Origin of the sequence: Paenibacillus sp. N3.4 (genome assembly GCF_008017805.1) — a bacterium.
In the GTDB taxonomy this organism is placed as follows: Bacteria; Bacillota; Bacilli; order Paenibacillales; family NBRC-103111; genus Paenibacillus_E.
Genome location: NZ_VRTT01000015.1, coordinates 81,746 through 104,197 on the forward strand (window position 1 = coordinate 81,746; position 22,452 = coordinate 104,197).

17 protein-coding genes and 1 pseudogene are annotated in these 22,452 nt (G+C 45.6%); 2 read left to right on the forward strand and 16 right to left on the reverse strand.

The genetic code is table 11. The annotated features are described in order from the left end of the window. Positions 1-87: 87 nt before the first annotated feature. From FU659_RS10175 to citZ, 7 genes are all read right to left on the reverse strand, one after another. Positions 88-717 (reverse strand): type 1 glutamine amidotransferase family protein, encoded by a 630-nt coding sequence (locus FU659_RS10175; RefSeq protein WP_147947482.1) that lies wholly within the window; start codon positions 715-717, stop codon positions 88-90. Between the two features lie 603 nt (positions 718-1,320). Continuing rightward, positions 1,321-1,458 (reverse strand): hypothetical protein, encoded by a 138-nt coding sequence (locus FU659_RS36300; protein ID WP_222708522.1) that lies wholly within the window; start codon positions 1,456-1,458, stop codon positions 1,321-1,323. Positions 1,459-1,651: 193 nt separating this feature from the next. Beyond that, positions 1,652-2,086, reverse strand: a complete 435-nt coding sequence (locus tag FU659_RS10180) for a hypothetical protein (protein ID WP_147947483.1) — start codon at positions 2,084-2,086, stop codon at positions 1,652-1,654. Between the two features lie 213 nt (positions 2,087-2,299). Next, positions 2,300-3,874 (reverse strand): DNA-binding protein, encoded by a 1,575-nt coding sequence (locus tag FU659_RS10185; protein ID WP_147947484.1) that lies wholly within the window; start codon positions 3,872-3,874, stop codon positions 2,300-2,302. 231 nt (positions 3,875-4,105) lie between these two features. After that, positions 4,106-5,047 (reverse strand): malate dehydrogenase, encoded by a 942-nt coding sequence (mdh, locus tag FU659_RS10190; protein ID WP_147947485.1) that lies wholly within the window; start codon positions 5,045-5,047, stop codon positions 4,106-4,108. Between the two features lie 59 nt (positions 5,048-5,106). Next, on the reverse strand, positions 5,107-6,405 hold the full coding sequence (gene icd, locus FU659_RS10195; RefSeq protein ID WP_147947486.1) for an NADP-dependent isocitrate dehydrogenase: 1,299 nt from the start codon (positions 6,403-6,405) through the stop codon (positions 5,107-5,109). A gap of 354 nt (positions 6,406-6,759) precedes the next feature. Then, entirely contained in the window at positions 6,760-7,872 is a 1,113-nt protein-coding gene (gene citZ / locus FU659_RS10200; protein WP_147947487.1) for a citrate synthase, read from the reverse strand. 303 nt (positions 7,873-8,175) lie between these two features. Here citZ and FU659_RS10205 point away from each other — a divergent pair, with 303 nt between their 5' ends. Next, the gene (locus tag FU659_RS10205; protein ID WP_147947488.1) at positions 8,176-9,711 is read left to right on the forward strand and encodes a Ppx/GppA family phosphatase; all 1,536 of its coding nucleotides are present in this window, start codon (positions 8,176-8,178) and stop codon (positions 9,709-9,711) included. On the opposite strand, the gene FU659_RS10210 is transcribed toward FU659_RS10205, so the two are convergent. Beyond that, positions 9,677-11,800, reverse strand: coding sequence for an RNA degradosome polyphosphate kinase (locus tag FU659_RS10210; protein ID WP_147947489.1), 2,124 nt, complete (start codon positions 11,798-11,800; stop codon positions 9,677-9,679). The two genes, FU659_RS10205 and FU659_RS10210, sit on opposite strands and share 35 nt — an antisense overlap. Before the next feature lie 182 nt (positions 11,801-11,982). On the opposite strand from FU659_RS10210, the gene ytvI reads away from it, so the two are divergent. After that, positions 11,983-13,119: a sporulation integral membrane protein YtvI gene (gene ytvI / locus FU659_RS10215; protein ID WP_147947490.1), complete on the forward strand. Its 1,137-nt coding sequence runs from the start codon at positions 11,983-11,985 to the stop codon at positions 13,117-13,119. A 62-nt stretch (positions 13,120-13,181) separates the two neighbouring features. Here the strand turns inward: ytvI and FU659_RS10220 are convergent, their stop codons facing one another. From FU659_RS10220 to FU659_RS10255, 8 genes and pseudogenes are all read right to left on the reverse strand, one after another. Further along, the gene (locus FU659_RS10220; protein ID WP_147947491.1) at positions 13,182-13,577 is read right to left on the reverse strand and encodes an FxsA family protein; all 396 of its coding nucleotides are present in this window, start codon (positions 13,575-13,577) and stop codon (positions 13,182-13,184) included. 14 nt (positions 13,578-13,591) lie between these two features. Further along, the gene (locus FU659_RS10225) at positions 13,592-14,053 is read right to left on the reverse strand and encodes an acyl-CoA thioesterase (protein ID WP_147947492.1); all 462 of its coding nucleotides are present in this window, start codon (positions 14,051-14,053) and stop codon (positions 13,592-13,594) included. Positions 14,054-14,201: 148 nt separating this feature from the next. Further along, positions 14,202-15,956 (reverse strand): pyruvate kinase, encoded by a 1,755-nt coding sequence (gene pyk / locus FU659_RS10230; protein ID WP_147947493.1) that lies wholly within the window; start codon positions 15,954-15,956, stop codon positions 14,202-14,204. Continuing rightward, positions 15,949-16,923, reverse strand: a complete 975-nt coding sequence (locus FU659_RS10235) for an acetyl-CoA carboxylase carboxyl transferase subunit alpha (protein ID WP_147947494.1) — start codon at positions 16,921-16,923, stop codon at positions 15,949-15,951. The genes pyk and FU659_RS10235 overlap by 8 nt, the downstream gene beginning before the upstream one ends. Continuing rightward, positions 16,913-17,779, reverse strand: coding sequence for an acetyl-CoA carboxylase, carboxyltransferase subunit beta (gene accD / locus FU659_RS10240; protein ID WP_147947495.1), 867 nt, complete (start codon positions 17,777-17,779; stop codon positions 16,913-16,915). Before accD ends, FU659_RS10235 begins: the two co-directional genes overlap by 11 nt. 66 nt (positions 17,780-17,845) lie before the next feature. Beyond that, positions 17,846-18,034 (reverse strand): glutamate decarboxylase, encoded by a 189-nt coding sequence (locus FU659_RS10245; RefSeq protein ID WP_147947496.1) that lies wholly within the window; start codon positions 18,032-18,034, stop codon positions 17,846-17,848. A gap of 174 nt (positions 18,035-18,208) precedes the next feature. Further along, complete coding sequence (locus tag FU659_RS10250) at positions 18,209-18,709, reverse strand: phosphatidylglycerophosphatase A family protein (RefSeq protein WP_147947497.1); 501 nt, start codon at positions 18,707-18,709, stop codon at positions 18,209-18,211. 70 nt (positions 18,710-18,779) lie between these two features. Continuing rightward, positions 18,780-22,432 (reverse strand): annotated as a pseudogene (locus FU659_RS10255) (DNA polymerase III subunit alpha). Between the last annotated feature and the right edge of the window lie 20 nt (positions 22,433-22,452).

The following is a 22,452-nucleotide window of genomic DNA, read 5'->3' on the forward strand; positions in this document are numbered from 1 at the left end:
AGACTACCGCTTTTTTATTCAACTAACGTTTTCTGTTAGAATTCAATGATTTGTGGTCTAGTTATACATATTCTATTTACTTATCAGCTAGTTGATAGAATTCATTAACTCGAAGAAGTATTTTTGTTCATGAGTCTGATAAAGATTGAACCATGAATGTAACGTTTCTGGTGCAAATACATCTAGCACCTTCAATACATGCATCGCAAATTCCAACGGAGCTATTCCTGATGCAGTAACTAAATTCCCATCAGTTACTGCTGGTTCCATTTCATAATATTTTTCTCCAATATAATTAGGACAAATCATTTTCATATAGTCTAGATTGTTGCTTGTATGCCTTCTTGAGTCCAGCAAACCCATCTTTGCAAGTCCCACTGTTGCACCACAAATCGCCGCAACAACAGAACCTTCTTTTAAAGATTTAGAAACTTTTTTCAATATAGGTTCGTGAATTGCTTCTGTCCAAGTATTTCCGCCTGGAAGAACTAAAACATCCGTACTTTCCAAAATACACTCATCAATAGAAATACTAGGTAGTATTTTCAGTCCTCCCATTGTAGTAACAGGATTTTTATCAACGCTTACTGCAACCACCTCTAAAGGCGCTAATTCTTTTTTAAAATACCTTCCCGAGTTTAGTTCAGCAATTAAATAACCTACCTCCCAGTCAGACATCGTATCAAATACATAAAGATACACTTTTTTTGTATGCATAAATACACACTCCCTTTTGTAATTAATTAATCGATATACCCTATTATAAAAAAACTTTACTGACATCTTCCGTCAGTAAAGTTTAGTATAGCTCCCTTAATTTGAATAAAGATGATTCATTTTTAATGCCAATACAACAACCATAGTACTATACATTTTAGAAAATCTCTGCCTGTTTAGTTCGTAAAAGCAGCCGATCAATCTGAGCAGCTGCCCTAAATTGTTGTTTTTGAGCTCTCATTTTAAGTTAGATCTGAACTGTTAATAACGTGGTATCGTCGACGACTTTATAGTTTCTCCGTCACTTAATCCAGCCACACCATAATGCAAAATTGTCCGAAAGCAGAAAGTAGAATTATTGAGATCATGAGGAGAAGCATGTTTATATGAAAACCATCATCATATTTTTTACATAAAACATTTAACATGGGACTTAGAAGTGCCAAATTAGCAATGAATGGCACCCTGTGAATTCGGACCCGCCTGTCTCGACTACGATGGTAAAACGTTTAGATAGGCAAGCGGACACAACAGCCGTTATTTGCCCTTTATCCCTCGCCTTGCGCCTGCTTCCGGACATACGTTCCGTTAAGTGCGGAGAAATCATAGACATTGGCCTCTGATCGCTCGAATAAAGGCGCTGATGTCCGTTAAGTTCCAAATAGGCCATTCAAGACGACAATAACGGCTGCACGGTCCGTTCATCAGTTCGTTCATCGGTCCATTTATCGGTCCGTTCATCTCCTCCCCCTCTTGCACCCTCTTTCCTTTCGTCAAGCTCCGATTTCGATGTTGAACGCCTAAAATAGACGACTCTAAAATTCAAGGAATGAATTTGAGTCGTCTTTTTTGATATAACTATTTAATTCCTCCAAAAAATGGAAGTTTTTCAGTGGCCCTCATTGAGGAGCATGCTCTTTCTATTCATCATCGCTTACGCTAACAATTGTGGGTTTGTCATAAACAATACCGCTACAATCACAGCAACAGCTGCGATCCAGCTGAATGCTTTAATTTTAGCAGCGTCAGCAGCTGCACTTTTACCTGCTTTGCTGTTCGCAATCAACTTCTTCAATCTTCCACCGATCATCCCAGTAAGAGCTCCCACAATCAGAAGCAGGATAACAGCCAGAGTCATCCAAAGAATAGATGGTTTTGGATCCACTTGACTGATCATTGCGCCCCCCGTAAGGAAAGTTACAATCAAGGAAAACTGGCCGATTCGATTGAACGTGGAAAGCAAGCCCGCAAAGCTCTCTTGTGCTGCTCCGGACAAAGCTGCAGCACGTCCCACGACGAAAGGGAAAACCACATATACGCCCAATAATAAGGCACTAACAACATGCAAAAAAATCATAACTTGATACATTGGACACCCTCCGTAAATTGATGAAATGGTTTCCTTAAGTATAACCGAATTTCAACCGTGCTTACAAGAAAGCGATCCCATAAATGTGGCTTATTCACGATTTCTACATAATCATGTGACTAATTGTTGTAAGGCATTCAAAAACACCCTATCTACCTCACAGTAAGCATGAGTCAGATAGGGTATTAAATAGATCTCTTGAATATTGCCAGCCTAAGGCAGCGGCTCCGCAGGTACGTTGGCGATCGTCACAGCTTCTGTAAATTTGGCCGTCGTGTTCAGTCTCAAACGCATACTTGCCGCTCCGGAGACTGTATTGTTAATTTGCACATTAACAATTTTTTCTGCATGACCGCTAGCATCGGCTGTCAAAGAAAAGTTGGTGCTGTAGCCATATGCAGATGGCCATGTGTTATCACTATTTTGCACCTTAGCTACCTGTGTCCCTGAACCATTATAAATGCCTAGATTGTAGCCTGTCGTAGTAGAATTAGCCGCCAAACCGTTAAGTACAATCTTAACCTGGAAGACAGCTTGATTCGGCAACTGGGCTTGATGTATGAAAGCAAAAGGGTCTGTAGTATTCGTTGTAGAGCTATATCCGTAGGATCCTGCTTTATAAGTTGTTCGGTCCCACCACTTGTAACCTGCAACAGGTGCTGCCCAAGGCTCAGCTTGCGGTTCTGTTGAATTGGCTGGCTGCTCCCAAGTATAGAGCGCAGTTGCCGTATCCAGCGTTAGTCCTGATACTTGCGTTAAGCTCGTATAGGTTTCTTTGGTTGCTAACCAGTTCACCATGTTCACTAGAAGAGTAGTATCATTTTGCTCTTGGAAACCGGCATATGTCGTCTTGGAGCCGCCAGTCTCTTCTTTTAGATATTTAGGCGTCGCATCCTCAACCGGCGAAGAATCACCAATGAAACCGGCTTTCCCAGCATTTACTTTAGATACAGCCACGAATGGTCCTTCGGCTACACCGCCGCCATTATAAACACCTTGATCTACTGCACTGGCCCATTTAGTTGTCGTTGCCGGCAGGTATACAATGCCTTTGGCTTTATTTGGATCTATAATGGCTAATGTGGAGCCGGCATGCATAGCGACTGTAGATACTCCGTTTGTAATATTAAAAGCTTGTGATGGCGTCACAGGGTTATTAGCCGTGATATCACCAAGTGCATTATACCTGAACCGCACACCAAAATTCGAAGCTAACCAATCTGAACTGGCTACGCCTTGCATCGCTGCCGAGGCTGCTTCTTCCGTACTCATTCCGCTAGCGGGATTGGTCCACGCGCCGCGGCGGTAACCATTGAATACTTCTGAAGCATCCCAACGATTCTTGTTGCGGTCTGCATTGTAATGATCTGCAATGAAAAAGATGCTGCCGCCGCTTTGTACGTATTGCAGCATGGCAGTTTGCTCTGATGTTTTGTATGGAATATTCGCTTCGCCGATGACAAACACATCATAAGCCGATAAATCAGAAAGCGTAATTGGCGTGCTTTTGCGGAGTTCTTTGACATAATAACCCGCGTTTCCTAATGCATTTGCGAAATCTGAGAAACCGCCGTCGATGACCCAATCCGCTGCGCCGGCTGTTTGACCGTGCGTGTTGTCAAACAGCACTTTCTTGCCATTGGCCGTAGTTGGCGTAATGAATGGTGCTGGATCATTGGGTCCTTCGGCGAAAGCTTGAGGAATAGCCCCTAAAAAGGACACCGACAAGGTCACCGTTAAAGCAAGACTTTTCCAACTCTTTGTTCCGAACAAGCTTCTCATGAACATTAAATCCCTCCATCTTAGGAATAATTAGCCAATTAGCTTGGCCTAGATTTATCCTAGCACATAGGGGTCTCTCTCGAATAGATCCTAAGAATGAATTTACAACAATAACAAAATTTTGTATAAACACACAAACATCGTTGCATATAGTTTACAAATTGAACCGGACTATTAGCATGCAAAAAGAACCAACAACCTATTCGGATAGGTCGTTGGCTCTTAATAAAAATTCGATTAGCCCGCTACAACTTTGATTACGTTGCGTACGGAATCCGCTGTTTTGTCCAGAGCTGCTTTTTCTTCTGCCGTCAACTCGATATCAAGAATTTTCTCGATACCGTTAGCGCCAAGCACAGTCAAAACACCCATGAACAAGTTATCATAGCCATACTCGCCTTCAAGAAGAGCGATTGTAGGAATGATGCGTTTTTTATCTTTAAGGATGGCTTCTGTCATTTGCACGAGGGATGCAGCAGGAGCGTAGTACGCACTACCATTGCCCAGCAAGTTAACGATTTCGCCGCCGCCAGTACGTGTACGTTGAACGATAGCTTCGATGCGATCAGCAGGGATCAATTTCTCGATTGGAACGCCGCCAGCGTATGTGTAACGTACCAAAGGAACCATGTCATCGCCGTGACCGCCGATAACTACCCCTTTAACATCCTCAACGGAAACATTCAACTCTTGGGAGATGAACGTCAGGTAACGAGCAGTATCCAGCACACCGGATTGACCGATAACTCGGTTTTTCGGGAAGCCAAGAGCTTGGAACGCTACATAGGTCATAGCGTCAACTGGGTTGCTCAAAATGATAACAATGGAGTTAGGAGCAACTTCTTTTACCTTCTCACAAACCGATTTCACGATACCTGCGTTCGTGTTAACCAAATCATCGCGGCTCATCCCCGGTTTACGAGCGATACCCGCAGTGATGATCACGATGTCGGAATTAGCAGCATCAGCATAGTTGGAAGTACCCGTGATTTGAGCGTCAAAGCCTTGAACCGGACCTGCTTCAAGCATGTCAAGTGCTTTCCCTTTTGTCGGATTTTCCAATTGTGGGATATCGAGAAGAACAACGTCACCAAGTTCCTTTTGAGCCAACATAAGAGCCGTTGTTGCACCTGTGAATCCAGCGCCAACGACAGTAATCTTATTACGACGGATTGCCATTGAGATGTGCCTCCTTATAGTTTAGTTGGTTATTGGTTGAACGTTTTATCCGAAATGAATTAAGCCATGTTTTTGATGATTTCGTTCGCGAACTCGGAGCATTTGATTTCTTTCGCGCCTTCCATCAAACGAGCAAAGTCATAAGTAACGGTTTTGTTGTTGATCGAAGTTTCCAAACCTTTGTAGATCAGTTCAGCCGCTTCCAACCAGCCAAGGTGCTCAAGCAGCATAACGCCGGAAAGGATAACGGAACCTGGGTTAACTACATCAAGACCCGCATATTTAGGAGCAGTACCATGTGTAGCTTCGAAGATTGCGTGACCAGTCAAGTAGTTGATGTTTGCTCCTGGAGCGATACCGATTCCGCCAACTTGTGCAGCAAGTGCATCAGACAGGTAGTCACCGTTCAGGTTCAAGGTAGCGATAACGTCGAAGTCAGTTGGACGCGTCAAAACTTGTTGCAAAGCGATGTCAGCAATTGCATCTTTTACGATGATTTTGCCAGCTGCTTCAGCGTCTTTTTGAGCTTTGTTAGCTGCTTCAGCGCCTTCTGCTTCTTTGATACGATCATATTGTGCCCATGTAAATGTTTTGTCGCCATATTCACGCTCAGCCAATTCATAACCCCAGTTTTTGAACGCGCCTTCTGTGAACTTCATGATGTTGCCTTTGTGAACCAATGTCAGCGTTTTACGGCCATGTTTGATCGCGTACTCGATTGCAGCGCGTACCAAACGCTCAGTTCCTTCGGAGGATACTGGTTTAACACCGATCCCTGAAGTTTCTGGGAAACGAATTTTGTTAACGCCCATCTCGTCTTGAAGGAATTTGATCACTTTTTTAACTGCGTCGGAACCTGCTTCCCACTCGATGCCCGCGTAGATATCTTCTGTATTTTCACGGAAAATAACCATGTCAACCAACTCAGGACGTTTCACTGGTGAAGGAACACCGTTGAAGTAGCGAACTGGACGGGAACATACGTAAAGATCCAATTCTTGACGAAGCGCAACGTTCAGGGAACGAATACCGCCGCCGATTGGCGTAGTTAAAGGTCCTTTGATGGACACGATGTATTCGCGCATAGCTGTTAACGTGTCGTTAGGAAGCCAGTTGTTGTATTTGTTGAAAGCTTTCTCACCGGCAAAAACTTCGTACCAAGCGATTTTTTTCTCGCCTTTGTAGGCTTTCTCTACTGCTGCATCTAGAACGCGAACGGAAGCCGCCCAGATATCAGGACCTGTACCGTCACCTTCGATGAAAGGGATAATTGGGTTGTTAGGTACTTGAAGTACACCGTTCTCGATGGTGATTTTTTGACCTTCAGTTGGAAGTGCATAGGATTCGAATTGTGGCATGGTAGTTCCTCCTTAGAATTTATGAAAAATTAGTTTTACTCATGATACATTTAGTTCATTATGTTGCGTGCTTTTGGCAGTACCTTCCGACCGCTGTTATCACCGTATCCTATTTGAATTTATTTTTATGGTGTGGATACGGTTCTAAAGGCGGACACTACGTTTCTCCAGGCACTGCCAAGCACTCCACTAGTTACTTTGCTGCTGCGAGTAAAACTAAAAACATTGAATTTAACTCGTCACTGTAGTAGGGAAGGTAGACACACAAAAAGTGACGGGAGTCGCGGCACTCCCTAGGATTAACCTAGGGTTGGTACCGAACTGCCCGCACCTTGAGCTTACTTGAAAACCAAATTAGCGTTCGCTAATTGGAATGTATTTTTGGTTAACCGGACCTGTGTACTCGGCGCGAGGACGGATCAAACGGTTGTTCTCGTACTGCTCCAAGATGTGGGCAGCCCAACCGGATGTACGGCTGATCGCGAAGATCGGCGTGAACAAGTCGCGTGGGATTTCCAAAGTGGTGTATACGGAAGCCGAGTAGAAGTCAACGTTTGGTTTCAAACCTTTGAGGCTAGTAACCAATTCGTCTGCTTTAATGGACATTTCATACCATTTCAGGTTGCCTGTCAATTTACCAAGCTCGTATGACATTTTTTGCAAGTGCTTTGCACGTGGATCCCCGTTTTTGTAAACACGGTGTCCGAAGCCCATGATTTTGTCTTTACGCTCTAGTTTATCATTGATGTAAGGAACTACGTTCTCAACTGTACCGATTTCTTCGAGCATCGCCATAACCGCTTCATTGGCACCACCGTGAAGAGGTCCTTTGAGCGTGCCGATAGCGGAAGTAATACCGGAGTAAATATCCGTCAATGTTGCAACAGTAACACGAGCAGCAAATGTGGAAGCATTCAACTCATGGTCAGCATGTAAAACTAATGCTTTATCCAAAGCCTCGATTGCAACCTTGTCCGGTTCATTGCCAGTCAATTGGTACAAGAAATTAGCCGCTACGGATGCATATCCAGGGGATGCCAACGGCTCTTTCCCTTCACGGATACGCGCAAACGCCGCAATGATACCTGGAATTTGTGCTTGCAGCTTAATCGCTTTACGCACATTGGATTCCGGTGTCAAAACATTAGCTTCTTCATCATATAGCGCAAGTGCGGATACAGCTGTCCGAAGAGCTGCCATTGAATTAACGCCTTTAGGGAATGCTTTCAATTGGTCGATAACCGCATCAGGCACCTTGCTGTAAGCGTTCAGGTCATTTTGCAGTTTCTCCAGTTCGGTTTGAGTTGGCAGCTTACCGAACCAAAGCAAGTAAATTACTTCTTCAAATGTCGCATTTTCTGCGAGATCATCAATATCAATGCCGCGATACGTCAACACACCATCTACAATGGAGCTGATCGACGAGGTCGTGGCTACAATTCCTTCTAAACCTTTGGTTGCAGACATGGGAATCTCTCCTTAGCTACTCTATTAGCAAAAAATTGCTTTTTTCCTAACTTTAATAATAAAGTATTTTACTCCGTAAGTGAACAAAGGAGGACATAAAACTTCATTATCACTATCATTAAAGATTCTTTTTGGCGAAAATCGACCCGTTTTATGGGGCAACCACCAATTAAACGCACGATACAAGTTTTTGTTTATTTCCTCGAATTATACAACTTCAAGGAAAAGTTTGTCGAGAAGTGAAGAGATTGATACAATGTAGGCAAAGTTATATTGATTTTTCTCTGATAAAGGAGCAAAGACATGAGCAGCAGCACTAGTATCGGCATCATTGATATCGGTTCGAACTCGATTCGACTTGTTATCTACGAAATCAATTCCCACGGGGCATACCGTGTCGTGAGTGAACACAAGGATTCCGCGAGACTCAGCGAACGCATCGGTTCCGATGGCATTTTACATAGCAAAGATATTTTATCCATTGTTCCTATTCTCTCTCATTATGCTTTACTTTGCAAAGTCCATGAAGTTAAGACCGTTCGAGCAGTTGCCACAGCTGCCATTCGCAATGCCGCCAACTCAGCAGAAATTGTTCGTATTCTTGAAGAGCAAACCACGCTGAGTATTGAAGTCTTGAGTGGAGCGGAAGAAGCGCGTTATGGATTTCTTGGGGTTGTCAATTCCATTGATATCAAGGACGGATTGATCATTGATATCGGCGGAGGTAGCACCGAAGTTACATTGGTTAGGGATCGGAAATTGCTGCATAGCGTTTCGTTCCCTTTCGGCGCCGTGAATACAACTCGCCAATTCATGAAAAACACTATTTTGGCTGAACAACAAATGGCTGACATACGCCGTACGGTTCATGATGCCATATCGGCTCATGCCTGGATCGCCAGCTCCCCTGGTCTGCCAATGGTAGGTCTGGGAGGAACGGTCAGGGCACTCGGCAAAATGAGTCAGAAACGAAATAAATACTCGTTGCCCCTTGCGCACAACTATATGCTGCAGCCAGGAGAGATTAGTTATTTCCTTAAACTCCTGTCTTCCTTGCCGCTGGAAAAAAGAAAAAAGATCGATGGTCTCGCCAAAGAACGGGCAGATATTATGGTGCCCGGGCTTATTATTATGGATACCATTTTCGAAGCCGCTCAAGCTTCTGAATGTGTGGTTAGCGGTTCGGGATTGCGAGACGGGTTGTTCTATGAAACCTACGATCCGAAAAGCCCTTTTAAGCATGATGTACTCGAAGCGAGTATTCATAATTTACTGCAACTTCATCCAAATGCCGCCGTGAAGCATGTCACCCATATCGACAAATTTGCCATGCAGCTATTTGAAAAGCTATCCATTCATTCGGGTCTGGAAGCTAGAAGTCAGCGCTATTTGCATACGGCGGCTCTTCTGTACCGAATTGGAGCCAGTGTTCATTTTTACCAATACAACAAACACACCCAGTATATGATATCTCAGGCACATATAGACGGTCTCAGTCACCGGGAAATTGTGATCTGTTCGTTTATCGCCACTTACAAAACAAAAAGCCGAACCCACCAACAAGTCCTTTCACATAAGGACCTATTATTGGAATCCGACGAAGAATTAATTATCAAGTTGGGTACATTGCTTAATCTAGCTATCGCCATGGATTACAGCGAAACTCAGCCTGTACAAGAATTGCAATTAACGCTTAGTAGCATGACATTGACCCTCAAACTGTTATGTATCCACAATCCAGTTCTCGAATTGAAGGAACTCGCTGTGAGGAACAAAGATTTCGAGAAAATCTGGAGCCTGAAGCTTAAGGCTCAAGCTGGAGTTTTTTCCACGAAGTAACTTTCATCGCCTCGAACTGGCTCCGATAAGGGGTCAGTTCATTTTTTACCCTTGTATACATTCCATTGGGCATAAGTTCTCTGGATTTAACATTATCATGCAGCGTCACTCTTACAATCTGGATCAACATTTTCTTCATTTGATGATCCAGCACAGGACACATGAGTTCAATACGACGAGTTAAGTTTCGCGTCATCCAATCGGCAGAGGATAGATACACATCTACTTCCCCGCCATTTTCAAAATAGTAAATACGCGAATGCTCTAAGAAGCGATCTACGATACTGCGAACGGTAATATTTTCACTTAATCCAGGTACGCCAGGACGCAAGCAGCAGACGCCGCGGATAATTAGTTCAATCTTAACGCCTGCCTGAGAAGCCTCGTACAGGGCGTCTACCATTTCCTGATTGGATAAAGAGTTCATTTTTGCGATGATTTGGGCAGGTCTGCCCGCTTTGGCATGCTCGGTTTCCCGCTTGATGAGCTCAAACAGCTTATCTTTCAAATCTGTTGGAGCTACGGCAAAGGCTTGCCAATCATGAGGCGCAGAGTACCCTGTAATCTCGTTGAACAATGCGGACGCATCCTCGCCGATAATGCTATTCGATGTAAAAAGACCGACATCGGTATACAGTCGAGCCGTACTGTCATTATAATTCCCCGTGCCAACGTGTACGTAACGGCGCAGCATATTCACCTCTTGACGAACGACCAACGTTATTTTGGCATGCGTCTTCAAACCAACAAGCCCATAGACCACATGGCAGCCCGATTTCTCAAGCATTCTGGCCCATGCGATATTGCGTTCTTCATCGAACCGAGCCTTCAACTCCACAACGACCGTGACCTGCTTCCCGGATTCCGCGGCTCTCGCAAGCGCTTGAATCAAAGGAGAGTTCCCGCTTGCTCGGTACAAGGTCATTTTGATAGCGAGAACCTGTGGATCATAAGCTGCATGAACGATGAAATCAGTTACAGCATCAAACGTTTCATACGGGTGATGAACAAGCACGTCTTTATGCTTCAATATGGAAAAGAAATCCGCCGTATCTTCGAATTCAGCTGGGTATTTAGGATGAAGCCGCGGATAACGAAGATTGTCGAACCCATTCAAGCCACCCGCTAATTTCATAAAATAAGTCAGGTCAAGCGGCCCGTCAATTTGGAAAATTTGCTCCGAAATTTCAAACTCCTCTTGGAGTTGAGCCAGCGCATAAGGATGAATCCCCTCCTGCACTTCCAAACGAACCGGAGATCCCCAACGTCTGCGTCTAAGCTCCTTCTCAATCTCTTCCAGCAGATCTTCCGCCCCTTCTTCATTGAGCGTTAAGTCAGCATTACGAGTCACTCTAAATCCATGTACGGAAATTGGCTTATACCCGCTGAAAAGCGATTGGATATGATGCTCAATCAGCTCTTCGAGCAAGATGAATTCTTGCTTTTTACTATTCGTACGGGAGGGTACCGTAATATAACGGGATAAATTGCTAGGAATTTGCACAATAGCAAAATATGGCTCTTCATCCGGTTCGTCCCCATCTCGCAACAGCAGTACAGCTAAATAAACAGACTGATTATGCACGAGTGGAAAAGGACGGCTTTGGTCGACAGCCATCGGTGTCAAAACCGGAAAAATAATATCATGATAATACGCATCCATGGCTTTCTTTTGCGTCATATTCAAATCTTCATATTCCGTAAAAACAATGCCTTCTTTCGTTAGCAGTCGCGTGACTTCGCGATACGTTTTGTACTGCTCGTTTACCATTTTGGCTGTACGTTTCATGATTCGTTTAATAAGACCTGCAGGGGTGTAGCCTGTGAAATCTTTTTTGTTATAGCCTGCTTTAATCTGATCTTTAAGCCCTGCAACACGAACACTCATGAATTCATCGAGATTGCTCGATACGATAGACAGAAATTTCACACGCTCAAGCAAAGGCGTGCTAGGATCTTGAGCTTCCTCCAGTACGCGCCAATTGAATTCGATCCAACTCAAATCACGGTTCAAATACCTGGTAGAAATCTCTCTGACTTCCTTAAGCTCTTTGACTTCCTTCAAGATAGGTTCTTGTGCAATACTCATAAATCCTCCAATTTAGTTCCAATTTTCGACAATTACATTTTCATTGTACTATGCAGTATGATGACCGACAATCCAGCTCCCCCCTAAATATTATATTAAGATTTTGTAAATATCATGATATTTCCGTATTTATCCAGGCTCATGTTACAATAATAGGACTTGAACCAAGGAGAGATTAGACGATGGGTATTCTGAATCCACGCTTAGTTCATCAAATTTTCAGAGGAGTTTGGGTCGCTCTGATTATTGTTATTATTAGTTTAACTTTCTATTATATTACCCCATTGGTTTATCCATTTATTTGTGGTTGGATTCTAGCACTTTTACTTAATCCCATTGTAAACTTCTTCCATTTCAAGTTTAAATTACCTCGTTGGCTTGCTGTCACCTTATCGATGCTGCTGTTCCTTGGTGCCATGATTACGGCGATTACCCTTCTTGTTGCTAATATTGTCGTTGAGCTAGGCTCACTAGCCGATACGCTCCAAAACCAGATTAATCGCTGGGCCGAGCAGTTCAATGTCTTTATCAATTCCACAACTTTTCAAAATTGGATCGAACGTATTAATCGCTTTTTTGAAAATAACCCCAAATATCAAGAAACCGTTAATAACAATCTATCCTCAACGGCAGGATCCATTGCTGACATCAGTAAATTCATCATCAGCTATGTCTTTGATACATTAAGAAAACTGTTAACTTCGCTGCCAAATGTCGCAACCATAACGATTATCGTCATGCTAGCTACCTTCTTTATCAGTAAAGACTGGTATCTATTGATTAAACGCTACAAGGGGATTTTCTCGGAGACCGTCGTAAAGACGACCCAATTGATACGGATTGATTTGCAAAAAGCGCTTTTCGGCTATCTGAAAGCCCAGCTTATCCTTGTCTCTCTGACAGCCCTTACCGTTATCATCGGTCTTCTTATCCTACGAGTTGATTATGCGATAACCATTGGCTTACTGACAGGATTGGCGGACTTAATGCCCTACTTGGGGACAGGCGCTGTCATGGTTCCATGGATTGTTTACGTATTTTTTGCGCAAGGCAACATTTATCTGGGTATTGGACTCAGCGTACTATATGGGGCAATCGTAATCGCTCGGCAAATCATGGAGCCCAAGGTACTGGCCTCTTCCGTAGGCCTAGATCCTCTGGCTACGCTCATAGCGATGTTCGTTGGCTTGAAGCTATTCGGACTGCTTGGACTTATTATCGGACCTGTGTCCCTTATCGTTTTATCCGCTTTCCATCGCGCTCGTATTTTTCATGATATTGCCTCGTACATAAGAAAAGGCTCGATAACTCCCGAGTAGGTGGGGGAATCGAGCCTTTGTTACTTGAGAGAAAAACAGGATGGAATCCATCACTTGATTCCTCATTTACGATTTAAAAAGCGGATGCTGCCTCTGTTGATCCTCTTTTGGATAAACATAAGTAACAAGACCTTGAAGATTGGACGTGTATAGGGAAAAACGAGCAGAAATCCGAGGATGTCAGTCAAAAACCCAGGTACAATCAATAGGATGCCACCGATAAAAATACAGATGCCATCCAGTAGATGCTGCGCAGGCAGCTGACCCTGCGACCATTCAAAGCGGGCATATTCCAATACTTTGCGCCCTTCACGCTTGGCAAAATAGGCGCCTAAGACGCTGCTTAATAAAATAAGTGCGAATGTCGTCCAGCCGCCGATGTAATGCCCTATGGTAAATAGGAGTGTAACTTCAATCGCGGGTACAAGAATACATAGAGCAACAATGATACGAAACATAGAATCAGCCCCTCTCAGGCATGCTCATTTAACAGTAGCCATAATTCTGGCGCTTCCTTTTCTATACGTACCGGCTTCCAAGAAGGATTCACCCATACATGACTTGTTGTCCCAATTACCAGCAATTCACCAATGGGTTCGAAGGAAAAGGACGTGTCCGCGGCCGCCTCCCCTGTCACTCTTCGAATCTCATAAGCAAAACGAAGCCGGACGCTGCTTATCTCAACCACACGTGTATAAATCTTGACAACATCATCATAACGCGCAGGCTTTTTGAATGAAGTACCTGCCTCAATGACAGGCAGGAGAAGCCCTTTCTCCTCAATACGCCGATAGGGATATCCGAGTTCTCGAATGAATTCCGTCCGGCCGATCTCAAACCACGTCAAATAGTTGGGATGGTAGACCACACCCATTTGATCCGTTTCCCCATATCGCACGCGCAGCTGATGCTGATGCCAACGCATTTCTGTCATGTTCGTTCCTCCATGGATAAAGTCCTTTCTATAGATTATAGCATATTGCAATCACAGAGCATGAATTCTGCCCTTCAGTTGCATCGGCAAAGCAAAAAAGAGTGAAGCCGAGAATCATCTCGTCTTCACTCTTTTTTAAGGGAATAGACTACAGAACGCTTGCTTGTCCGGAGTAGATAACGCCTACTTCTGGATAGATCGACACTTCTGTTCCATCTTTAATCAACTCTACAGCATTCTCTACACCGACGATAACCGGGATACCTAAGCTTAAAGCAACTACAGCCGCGTGGGAAGTAATGCCGCCTACTTCAGTAATCAGCGCTGAAGCTCTTTGCACAGCAGGCATATATTCTTTATCTGTAGTAATGGTTACAAGCACAGCGCCGTCTACCATCTTCTCATTCGCTTCTTCTGGTGTACGCGCAGTAACAACGATTCCTGTCGCCGTTTGCATACCGATACCTGTACCTTTGGCAATCATCTCGCCTACGTGATGAACTTTAATTAAGTTCGTTGTTCCAGAGCGACCAACCGGTACGCCTGCCGTAATAACGACGATATCGCCTAAAGTTACGAGGCCTGTTTTGATACTGCTGTCAACAGCGAGGTTGAACAGCTCGTCCGTTGTTTTCGCAGAAACACCCTTCACTGGAATGACACCCCATACGAGGGATAAACGGCGAATGACTTGATCGCTAGGCGTTACAGCAATGATTGGCGCTTTCGGACGGTACTTGGATACCATTCTAGCTGTATATCCGCTTTCTGTAGCGGTCAGGATCGCTTTAGCACCTAACTCCAAAGCGGAGTTCGCTACAGCTTGAGAAATCGCTTCTGTAACCGTAACTTGTTGGGCTTGAGCTTGACGAAGGAAAATTTCTTTATATTCCAAAGCCGATTCTGCACGCTCCGCAATACGAGCCATCGTTTGAACGGATTCCACCGGATATTTACCGGCAGCTGTTTCACCAGACAACATAACAGCGTCTGTTCCGTCAAATACCGCATTCGCAACGTCGCTTGCTTCTGCGCGCGTTGGGCGAGGGTTACGCTGCATGGAATCGAGCATCATCGTAGCTGTAATTACCGGCTTGCCAACGATGTTACATTTTTTGATCATTTGTTTTTGAACAACAGGAACGTCTTCAGCCGGGATTTCAACACCAAGATCTCCACGAGCAACCATCAGACCATCGGAAACTTCAAGGATTTCGTCGAGATTGTCGACGCCCTCTTGGTTTTCGATTTTACTGATGATTTGGATGTGAGACGCATTGTGTCTTTCCAGCAATTCACGAATTTCCATGACATCACTAGCTTTACGTACGAAAGAAGCAGCAATAAAATCAACGCCTTGCTCAATACCGAAAACGATATCGTTCGCATCTTTCTCCGTAATGCCCGGAAGACTGATCTTCACGCCCGGCACGTTAACGCCTTTTTTGCTCTTGATCGTTCCGCCATTGACAATCAGACATTCGATCTCTGTTCCACGCACATCAAGAACCGTTAATCCGATCAAACCGTCATCGATAAGGATCGTGGAGCCAACAGCAACGTCCCGTGGCAGGTCCGCATAAGTAACCGAAATGCGCTCTGCATCTCCCAGAATCTCTTCTGTTGTCAGAATGAGGTGCTTGTCCTGAACAAGCTCAATCGGTTCTTCTTTTAATTTACCCGTACGAATTTCCGGTCCTTTGGTATCCAGCAAAATAGCTGCTGTCTTACCTGTCTCTGCAGATGCTGCGCGAAGGTTGCGGATACGTGCGCCGTGCTCCTCAAAATCTCCATGGGAGAAGTTAAGACGGGCCACGTTCATTCCCGCTAATAAAAGCTTTTTCAAGTTCTCTTGTGATTCGCTTGCAGGTCCAATGGTACAGACAATTTTCGTTTTACGCATGGTTTCCCTCCTGATTGAATGTGAACCTACCGATATCTCTAAATTTACGGTAACGGTCCTCTAACAGCTCCTGTTCGTTCAAATTCAGCAAAGGCTGAAGCTGCTCCCAGATCGCTGTCTTGATGAATTCTGCTTGTGCTGATGGATCCCGGTGTGCTCCGCCTTTAGGCTCCGGAATGATACCGTCGATCACCTTGAGGTCCAAGATATGATCCGCAGTAATTTTCATCGCTTCTGCCGCGTGCAGCGCCTTGGAAGCATCTTTATATAAGATGGAAGCTGCACCTTCGGGACTAATAACCGAATAGATAGCATTTTCCAACATTAACACCTTATTGCCTAAACCTAATGCGAGCGCGCCGCCGCTCCCGCCTTCACCCAAAACAATACAAATGATTGGCACACGAAAAGAGGCCATTTCCAGCAAATTTCTGGCAATCGCTTCTCCTTGACCGCGCTCTTCCGCAGCGTTCCCCGGGAATGCGCCTTTCGTATCAATAAATGTCACGATAGGTCGCTTAAATTTGTTCGCTTGGCGCATCAAGCGCAAAGCTTTACGAAATCCTTCCGGATGCGGCAAACCAAAGTTACGAGCAATATTATCTTTGGTATCTTTCCCTTTTTGATGACCTACCACGGTAACCGGAACGCCATTCAATTTCGCGATTCCACCAACAATGGCAAGATCATCCCCATAAAGTCGATCCCCATGGAACTCAATAAAATCCGTAAAGATCGATTCGATATAATCCATCGTCGTCGGTCTTTGAGGATGGCGCGCCAACTGCATTTTCTCAGCAGAAGACATATTGGCGTAAAGCTCATTCTCAAGCTCGGCGTATCTTTCCTCTAAACGACGTATTTCCTCTGAGAAATCAAACTGCTTTTCTGCTCCTAATTTACGCAGCTCAGCAATCTTGTTTTTCACTTCGACCAACGGCTGTTCAAATGACATTTCACTCGCCACTCGCCACTTCCCCCTTCACTCCGTGCATGTCAAGCAGCTTAATCAACGTCGGCCTCATCTCTTTGCGGCTTACGACTTTATCGAGCTGACCATGCTCCAAGTTGAATTCAGAAGTCTGGAAATTGTCCGGCAGCTTCTGTTTAATGGTTTGTTCGATGACGCGGCGACCTGTAAAGCCGAATGGTGCCGCCGGCTCGGCCAAAATAATATCACCCAGCATCGCAAAGCTCGCTGACACACCGCCAAAAGTCGGATCCGTAATAATGGAAATAAATAATCCGCCTTCTTCACTCAGCCTAGACAAGGCTGCGCTTGTCTTAGCCATTTGCATCAAGCTCAAAATGCTTTCTTGCATACGGGCTCCACCTGATGTGGAATAAATAATAATCGGGCATTTCTTTTCGATTGCCGCTTCAACGGCTCTAGTAATTCTTTCGCCAACAACGGAACCCAGTGAACCGCCCATAAAATCAAAGCTCATGGCAGCAACAATAACCGGATAACCGCCAATGGTACCTTCACCTGTGATGATGGCATCTTGCAATTTCGTTGTATTTTTTGCTTTTTCCAATTTTTCTATATAATCGGGAAACTGCAATGGGTCCTCAGAAATCATGTCCTGGTCGTATTCCAGAATTTGACCTCCGTCAAGTGTGATCTGGATGCGCTCCATCGCGTTCAATCGATAATGATAGCCGCATGCCGTGCACACTTTCAGATTTTTCTCAAGCTCTTTGCTTGTCTGAATCGTACCGCACTTGGGGCATTTATTCATTAAACCTTCGGGAATTTCCCTTTTTGTTTTCTCGGAAGGAATCGTTGCATATTTTCGTTTTTGAAATAAATCCTTTAGCACATTTCCACCTCTAATTGGCTGTTATCGTAAATCTCTGACAAGCCACATGACTTACTTCTATTTTCACTATCTATGTAAAATAGAATTGAGCACTTCTTGCACTTCTTCCAATTCCCCTTCGGGAACGACAATTTCAAACTGATTTTTGGACAAAGAAATACCACGAACCTGTACTAGAAATCCTTCTTCCGACAGCCTCTGTTTAATCCGCTCTGCAATCTTTGCGGTAGGAGCTATGTATATCACCGTCCACATGAAAAAAACCTCCTATGACGTGCAACTACATATATTAGGGCAAGTTGGCAACGATGTATAATAAACATCCTTTTATAAGCATAGGCACACACAATGGAATAATGATATCATAATTTCTCTTTTTCCCGCAACAGAGCTCTTTCATGAAAAAAAGCGAAGTCTGAACTAATCGAGCTAGTCCAGACGCATTTTACCGCTATAATCAGGCGCATGCTCGTTCTGATGAGCAATTCTGGCCGAAGCTGCGGCGGCTAAGCCGCACACCAAATCATCGAGAAAAACATGTACCGAAGCACGATCATCATTCAATGCTCGGATAATGCCGACTTTTTCTTTATCCAAATAGCCGAAGCTGGTTAAACCAATCATGCCATATACATGAACAATACCTAGGGCAAGCGTTTCATCGACACCGTAAAGCGGTTCATCTGCCTCCAGGATCGACTGCAAAGGCTCGGGCAACAGCTTCTTTTCGGCTAATTCATCGAGGGCAATGCCCGTGTATAACGTATATTGTACTTCCCGCTTCGCAAGAACAGCGAGCACACTATCTACACAATCTTTTTCCGTGAGTTGACTATTATAGGGCTTTTGCAGTTTAAATACAATCTCTGATATTTGTTCAATCGTTACGCCGCGTTTTTGCAACAATTGGATCATATGTTGTTCAGTCATAAATCCTCCTCTTACACATGAGTTGGCCCTGAAAAGTCAGGTTCCTATTCATATGCGGAGGAAACGAACATTATTTCAGTCTGACGGAATCTTTGCCCATGATCGTCTCGATCATACGGATCAGCTCCTTGGACGGATCCACCAAATATTGGTCGCTCAGGGCCAAGAGCTTATTGCTGCTTTCATAGAATAGCGCAACAGCAAGCGGCCCTTTGTACAGCTTCAGCAGCGCCTTCAGCTGCAGGAGCTTGTCCGGCTGTTCACAGTCAGCCGTAATCTTGACGAATACCCGCTGAGCCTTCGGCTCCGCAGCGGGTTTGACGCTGCCCACAGCCTGCGGCTGGGCAGCGCTCGTCCGCGCCGGCTGCGCCGCTGCGCGAGGCTCCTGGCGGCCCGCTAGCGGGCCGCCTGCCTTGGGGCTGCGCTGCGCGCTCCGGCAGCTGCGCGAGCGGACTGGTCGGTGACGGAGTCACCTGTCCGTCTTGGCGGCCCAGGCTGCCGGCGAAGCCGCTGGACGCCCTCAGGATCGTCCAGCGCGACAAGCTGCTCCGCGAGCAGCTTGGGCGGGTCCTCGTCCTGAAGCTGCAGCTTCGCCCTGACAAGGACGAGCCTGCCCTTTTGTACGAGCGGAGCCGCATTCTTCCAGGTCTCGGGGAACAACACCACCTCGACCTTATCAATGCGATCCTCCAGCTCCATGAAGGCCATAGGCTGGCCCTTCTTCGTGACGATTGTCTTATTCGAGAGAATCATCCCCGCCACAAGCACTTCACTGTTATCGGGCAGTTCCTGTAGCTGGTGCAGCATAACGGCTTCCATCTCGCCAAGCTTTTCGGCATAGGCATCCAGCGGATGCCCGGATATATACATGCCGAGGAGCTCCTTCTCCAGCTCCAATTGCTTGCTCTGCGGCATCGGCGCAATGTTCGGCACTTCCACTTCCCAGTTCGGTTCTTCAACGAAACCGAACAGATGGAGCTGCAGATCATCCCGCTCCTTGCGCCATTTGGTGGCAGAGGCAATGGTCTCGTCAAGAATGGCCATCAACTGAGCCCGATGCCCGCCAAGCGTATCGAAGGCCCCCCCTTGGATAAGCGACTCGATGACTCTTTTATTACATACACGTAAATCAACGCGTCTACAGAAATCGAGCAAGCTTTCGAAAGGAGCTTGCTTGCGTTCGTTCAGGATGGCATCGATGGCATGCGTACCCACATTTTTGATCGCAGCAAGCCCGAATCGGATCGCTCCGGCTTGACGATCCGGCGTAAACACCGTTCCGCTGCCATTAACATCAGGCGGGAGCACAGCTAATTTCATTCTTCGGCACTCATCCACATACTCCGCAACCTTACGATGATTGCCCATGACAGCCGTCAGCATGGAGGCCATGAAATAAATCGTATAATGCGCTTTGAGATAGGCTGTTTGGAAGGCAAGCACTCCGTAAGCGGTCGCATGCGCCCGAGGAAACCCGTAATCAGCGAAGCGCACAATCATATCATAGACGTGATTCGCTTCTTCTTTACTAAACCCTTGGCCCAAGCTGCCCGCAACGAAATGGGTTCGTTCTTCATCGAGAACTTCCCGCTTCTTCTTGGAAACCGCTCGTCTTAACAAATCGGCTTCGCCTAAGCTAAAGCCTGCCATCGCCGAAGCAATTTGCATAATTTGCTCTTGATAAACAATAATGCCATAGGTATCGCGAAGAATAGGCTCCAAAGTAGGGTGTGGATAAACGACCTCCACCTGCCTGTGCTTCCCAGCAATGTATTTAGGAATGAAATCCATCGGACCGGGACGGTACAAGGCCACAACGGAAATAATATCTTCAAAAACGGAAGGCTTCAGATCCTTTAACACTCTGCGTACGCCCGTAGACTCCAGCTGAAATACCCCTGTCGTCTCTCCCTTGCTGAGCATGCCGTACGTGACGGCATCTCCATCCATATCCATACCATCAAAATCAATGTGAATGCTCTCCATCTGCTGGATCCAATCCATGGTGCGTTCAATAATGGAAAGCGTCCGCAAGCCAAGAAAATCCATTTTCAAAAGACCGATCGCTTCCAAATGCTCCATGGTGTACTGTGTCAGAGCTGTCTGCGTCGTTCCCTCTTGCAGAGGAACATATTGGGTCAACGGCTCTCTGGAAATAACAACCCCTGCCGCATGCGTTGAAGCATGACGAGGCATCCCTTCCACACGCATAGCCATCTCAAGCAGTTCCGCTGTTCTAGGCTGCCTAGCGACCAATGCTTTCAAGTCCGAGCTAACCTTCAAAGCATCTGAAAGGGTCATACCCAGCTGATTCGGAATGGCTTTGGCCGCACGATCGACATCGCCATAAGGGACATTTAACACCCGTCCTACATCCCGGACGGCAGCTTTGGCCGCCATCGTTCCGAAAGTGATGATCTGCGCCACATGTTCCCCGCCATATTTAGCAACGACGTAATCGATGACTTCGTCCCGGCGTTCATCGCTAAAATCAATATCAATATCGGGCATCGTAATCCGTTCCGGGTTCAAAAAACGTTCAAAGAGGAGCTTATATTGAAGCGGATCGACATTCGTAATGCGCAGCACGTAAGCCACTAAGCTTCCCGCTGAGGATCCCCTTCCGGGACCCGTCATGATCCTCTTTTCGTGAGCAAAACGAATGAAATCCCAAACAATAAGGAAATAGTCCGAAAACCCCATATTTTCAATAACGCCTAACTCGTAAGTTAACCGTTCTTCCGCTTGTTTCCTGAGCGGTGCCTCTGCGGAATGCCATTCCGCTTTGGCCCCATAACGTTGTTCTAATCCTTGTACGCATAGCTCACGTAAATATTCGCCTGCCGAAAGCGGTTCGGGAATGGGGCGAAAGCTTGGCAAAATTGATTTGCCAAACTCCAGTTCGACTTGGCAACGCTCCGCCACAACCAGCGTATTCGCCAAGGCTTCGGGAACATGAAGAAATAAACGTCTCATTTCATCATCGCTCTTGAGATACATCTGACTTGTCCCCATGCGAAGCCGATCCTTGTCTTCCACGGTTTTACCTGTTCCGATACAAATGAGAATATCCTGCATTACATGGTCGGGCTCCGTCACATAATGCACATCGTTCGTCGCGATAAGCGGAATTCCTGTTTCTCGACTCAATTCAATCATCGAGACCATGACTTTTTTCTGTTCGATCATGCCATGATCTTGAATTTCCAGAAAGAAATCATCGCCAAATATCGCGCGATAGCGTTCCGCAGCCTTTTGTGCTTCTTCCTTGCGGTCATGCAGCAAATGCTGAGAAACTTCACTCCCCAAGCAGGAGCTCAGACAAACAAGTCCCTCGGAATATTGGGCCAGATGGTCCAAATCGATACGAGGTTTATAGTGAAAGCCTTGCAAATGGCCAATAGAGCAAAGCTTCATTAAATTTTGGTAACCTTGGTTGTTTTTGGCCAGCAGGATGAGGTGATAAATCGGCTGCTCCGCTCTGCTCCCCTTATCTCGGAGCGAACCTGCCGTGAAATACACCTCACAGCCAATAATCGGTTTTATGCCCCGCTGTTTGCATGCTTTGTAGAAGGCAATCGCGCCATACATGACACCGTGGTCCGTCAAAGCCAGAGAGGTCATGCCTAGATTAGCCGCCTGCGAAACCAGTTCGTCCATACGCGCTGCACCATCTAATAGACTGTATTCACTATGTACATGCAAATGTACAAAAGCACTCATCGACATTTCCTCCCGTCTCT

Excerpts from the sequence above, each read along its gene's own strand:
- FU659_RS10175 (WP_147947482.1), bottom strand. The coding sequence starts at position 717 with ATGCATACAAAAAAAGTGTATCTTTATGTATTTGATACGATGTCTGAC.
- FU659_RS36300 (WP_222708522.1), bottom strand. The coding sequence starts at position 1,458 with ATGAACGGACCGATAAATGGACCGATGAACGAACTGATGAACGGACCG.
- FU659_RS10180 (WP_147947483.1), bottom strand. The coding sequence starts at position 2,086 with ATGTATCAAGTTATGATTTTTTTGCATGTTGTTAGTGCCTTATTATTG.
- FU659_RS10185 (WP_147947484.1), bottom strand. The coding sequence starts at position 3,874 with ATGTTCATGAGAAGCTTGTTCGGAACAAAGAGTTGGAAAAGTCTTGCT.
- mdh (WP_147947485.1), bottom strand. The coding sequence starts at position 5,047 with ATGGCAATCCGTCGTAATAAGATTACTGTCGTTGGCGCTGGATTCACA.
- icd (WP_147947486.1), bottom strand. The coding sequence starts at position 6,405 with ATGCCACAATTCGAATCCTATGCACTTCCAACTGAAGGTCAAAAAATC.
- citZ (WP_147947487.1), bottom strand. The coding sequence starts at position 7,872 with ATGTCTGCAACCAAAGGTTTAGAAGGAATTGTAGCCACGACCTCGTCG.
- FU659_RS10205 (WP_147947488.1), top strand. The coding sequence starts at position 8,176 with ATGAGCAGCAGCACTAGTATCGGCATCATTGATATCGGTTCGAACTCG.
- FU659_RS10210 (WP_147947489.1), bottom strand. The coding sequence starts at position 11,800 with ATGAGTATTGCACAAGAACCTATCTTGAAGGAAGTCAAAGAGCTTAAG.
- ytvI (WP_147947490.1), top strand. The coding sequence starts at position 11,983 with ATGGGTATTCTGAATCCACGCTTAGTTCATCAAATTTTCAGAGGAGTT.
- FU659_RS10220 (WP_147947491.1), bottom strand. The coding sequence starts at position 13,577 with ATGTTTCGTATCATTGTTGCTCTATGTATTCTTGTACCCGCGATTGAA.
- FU659_RS10225 (WP_147947492.1), bottom strand. The coding sequence starts at position 14,053 with ATGACAGAAATGCGTTGGCATCAGCATCAGCTGCGCGTGCGATATGGG.
- pyk (WP_147947493.1), bottom strand. The coding sequence starts at position 15,956 with ATGCGTAAAACGAAAATTGTCTGTACCATTGGACCTGCAAGCGAATCA.
- FU659_RS10245 (WP_147947496.1), bottom strand. The coding sequence starts at position 18,034 with ATGTGGACGGTGATATACATAGCTCCTACCGCAAAGATTGCAGAGCGG.
- FU659_RS10250 (WP_147947497.1), bottom strand. The coding sequence starts at position 18,709 with ATGACTGAACAACATATGATCCAATTGTTGCAAAAACGCGGCGTAACG.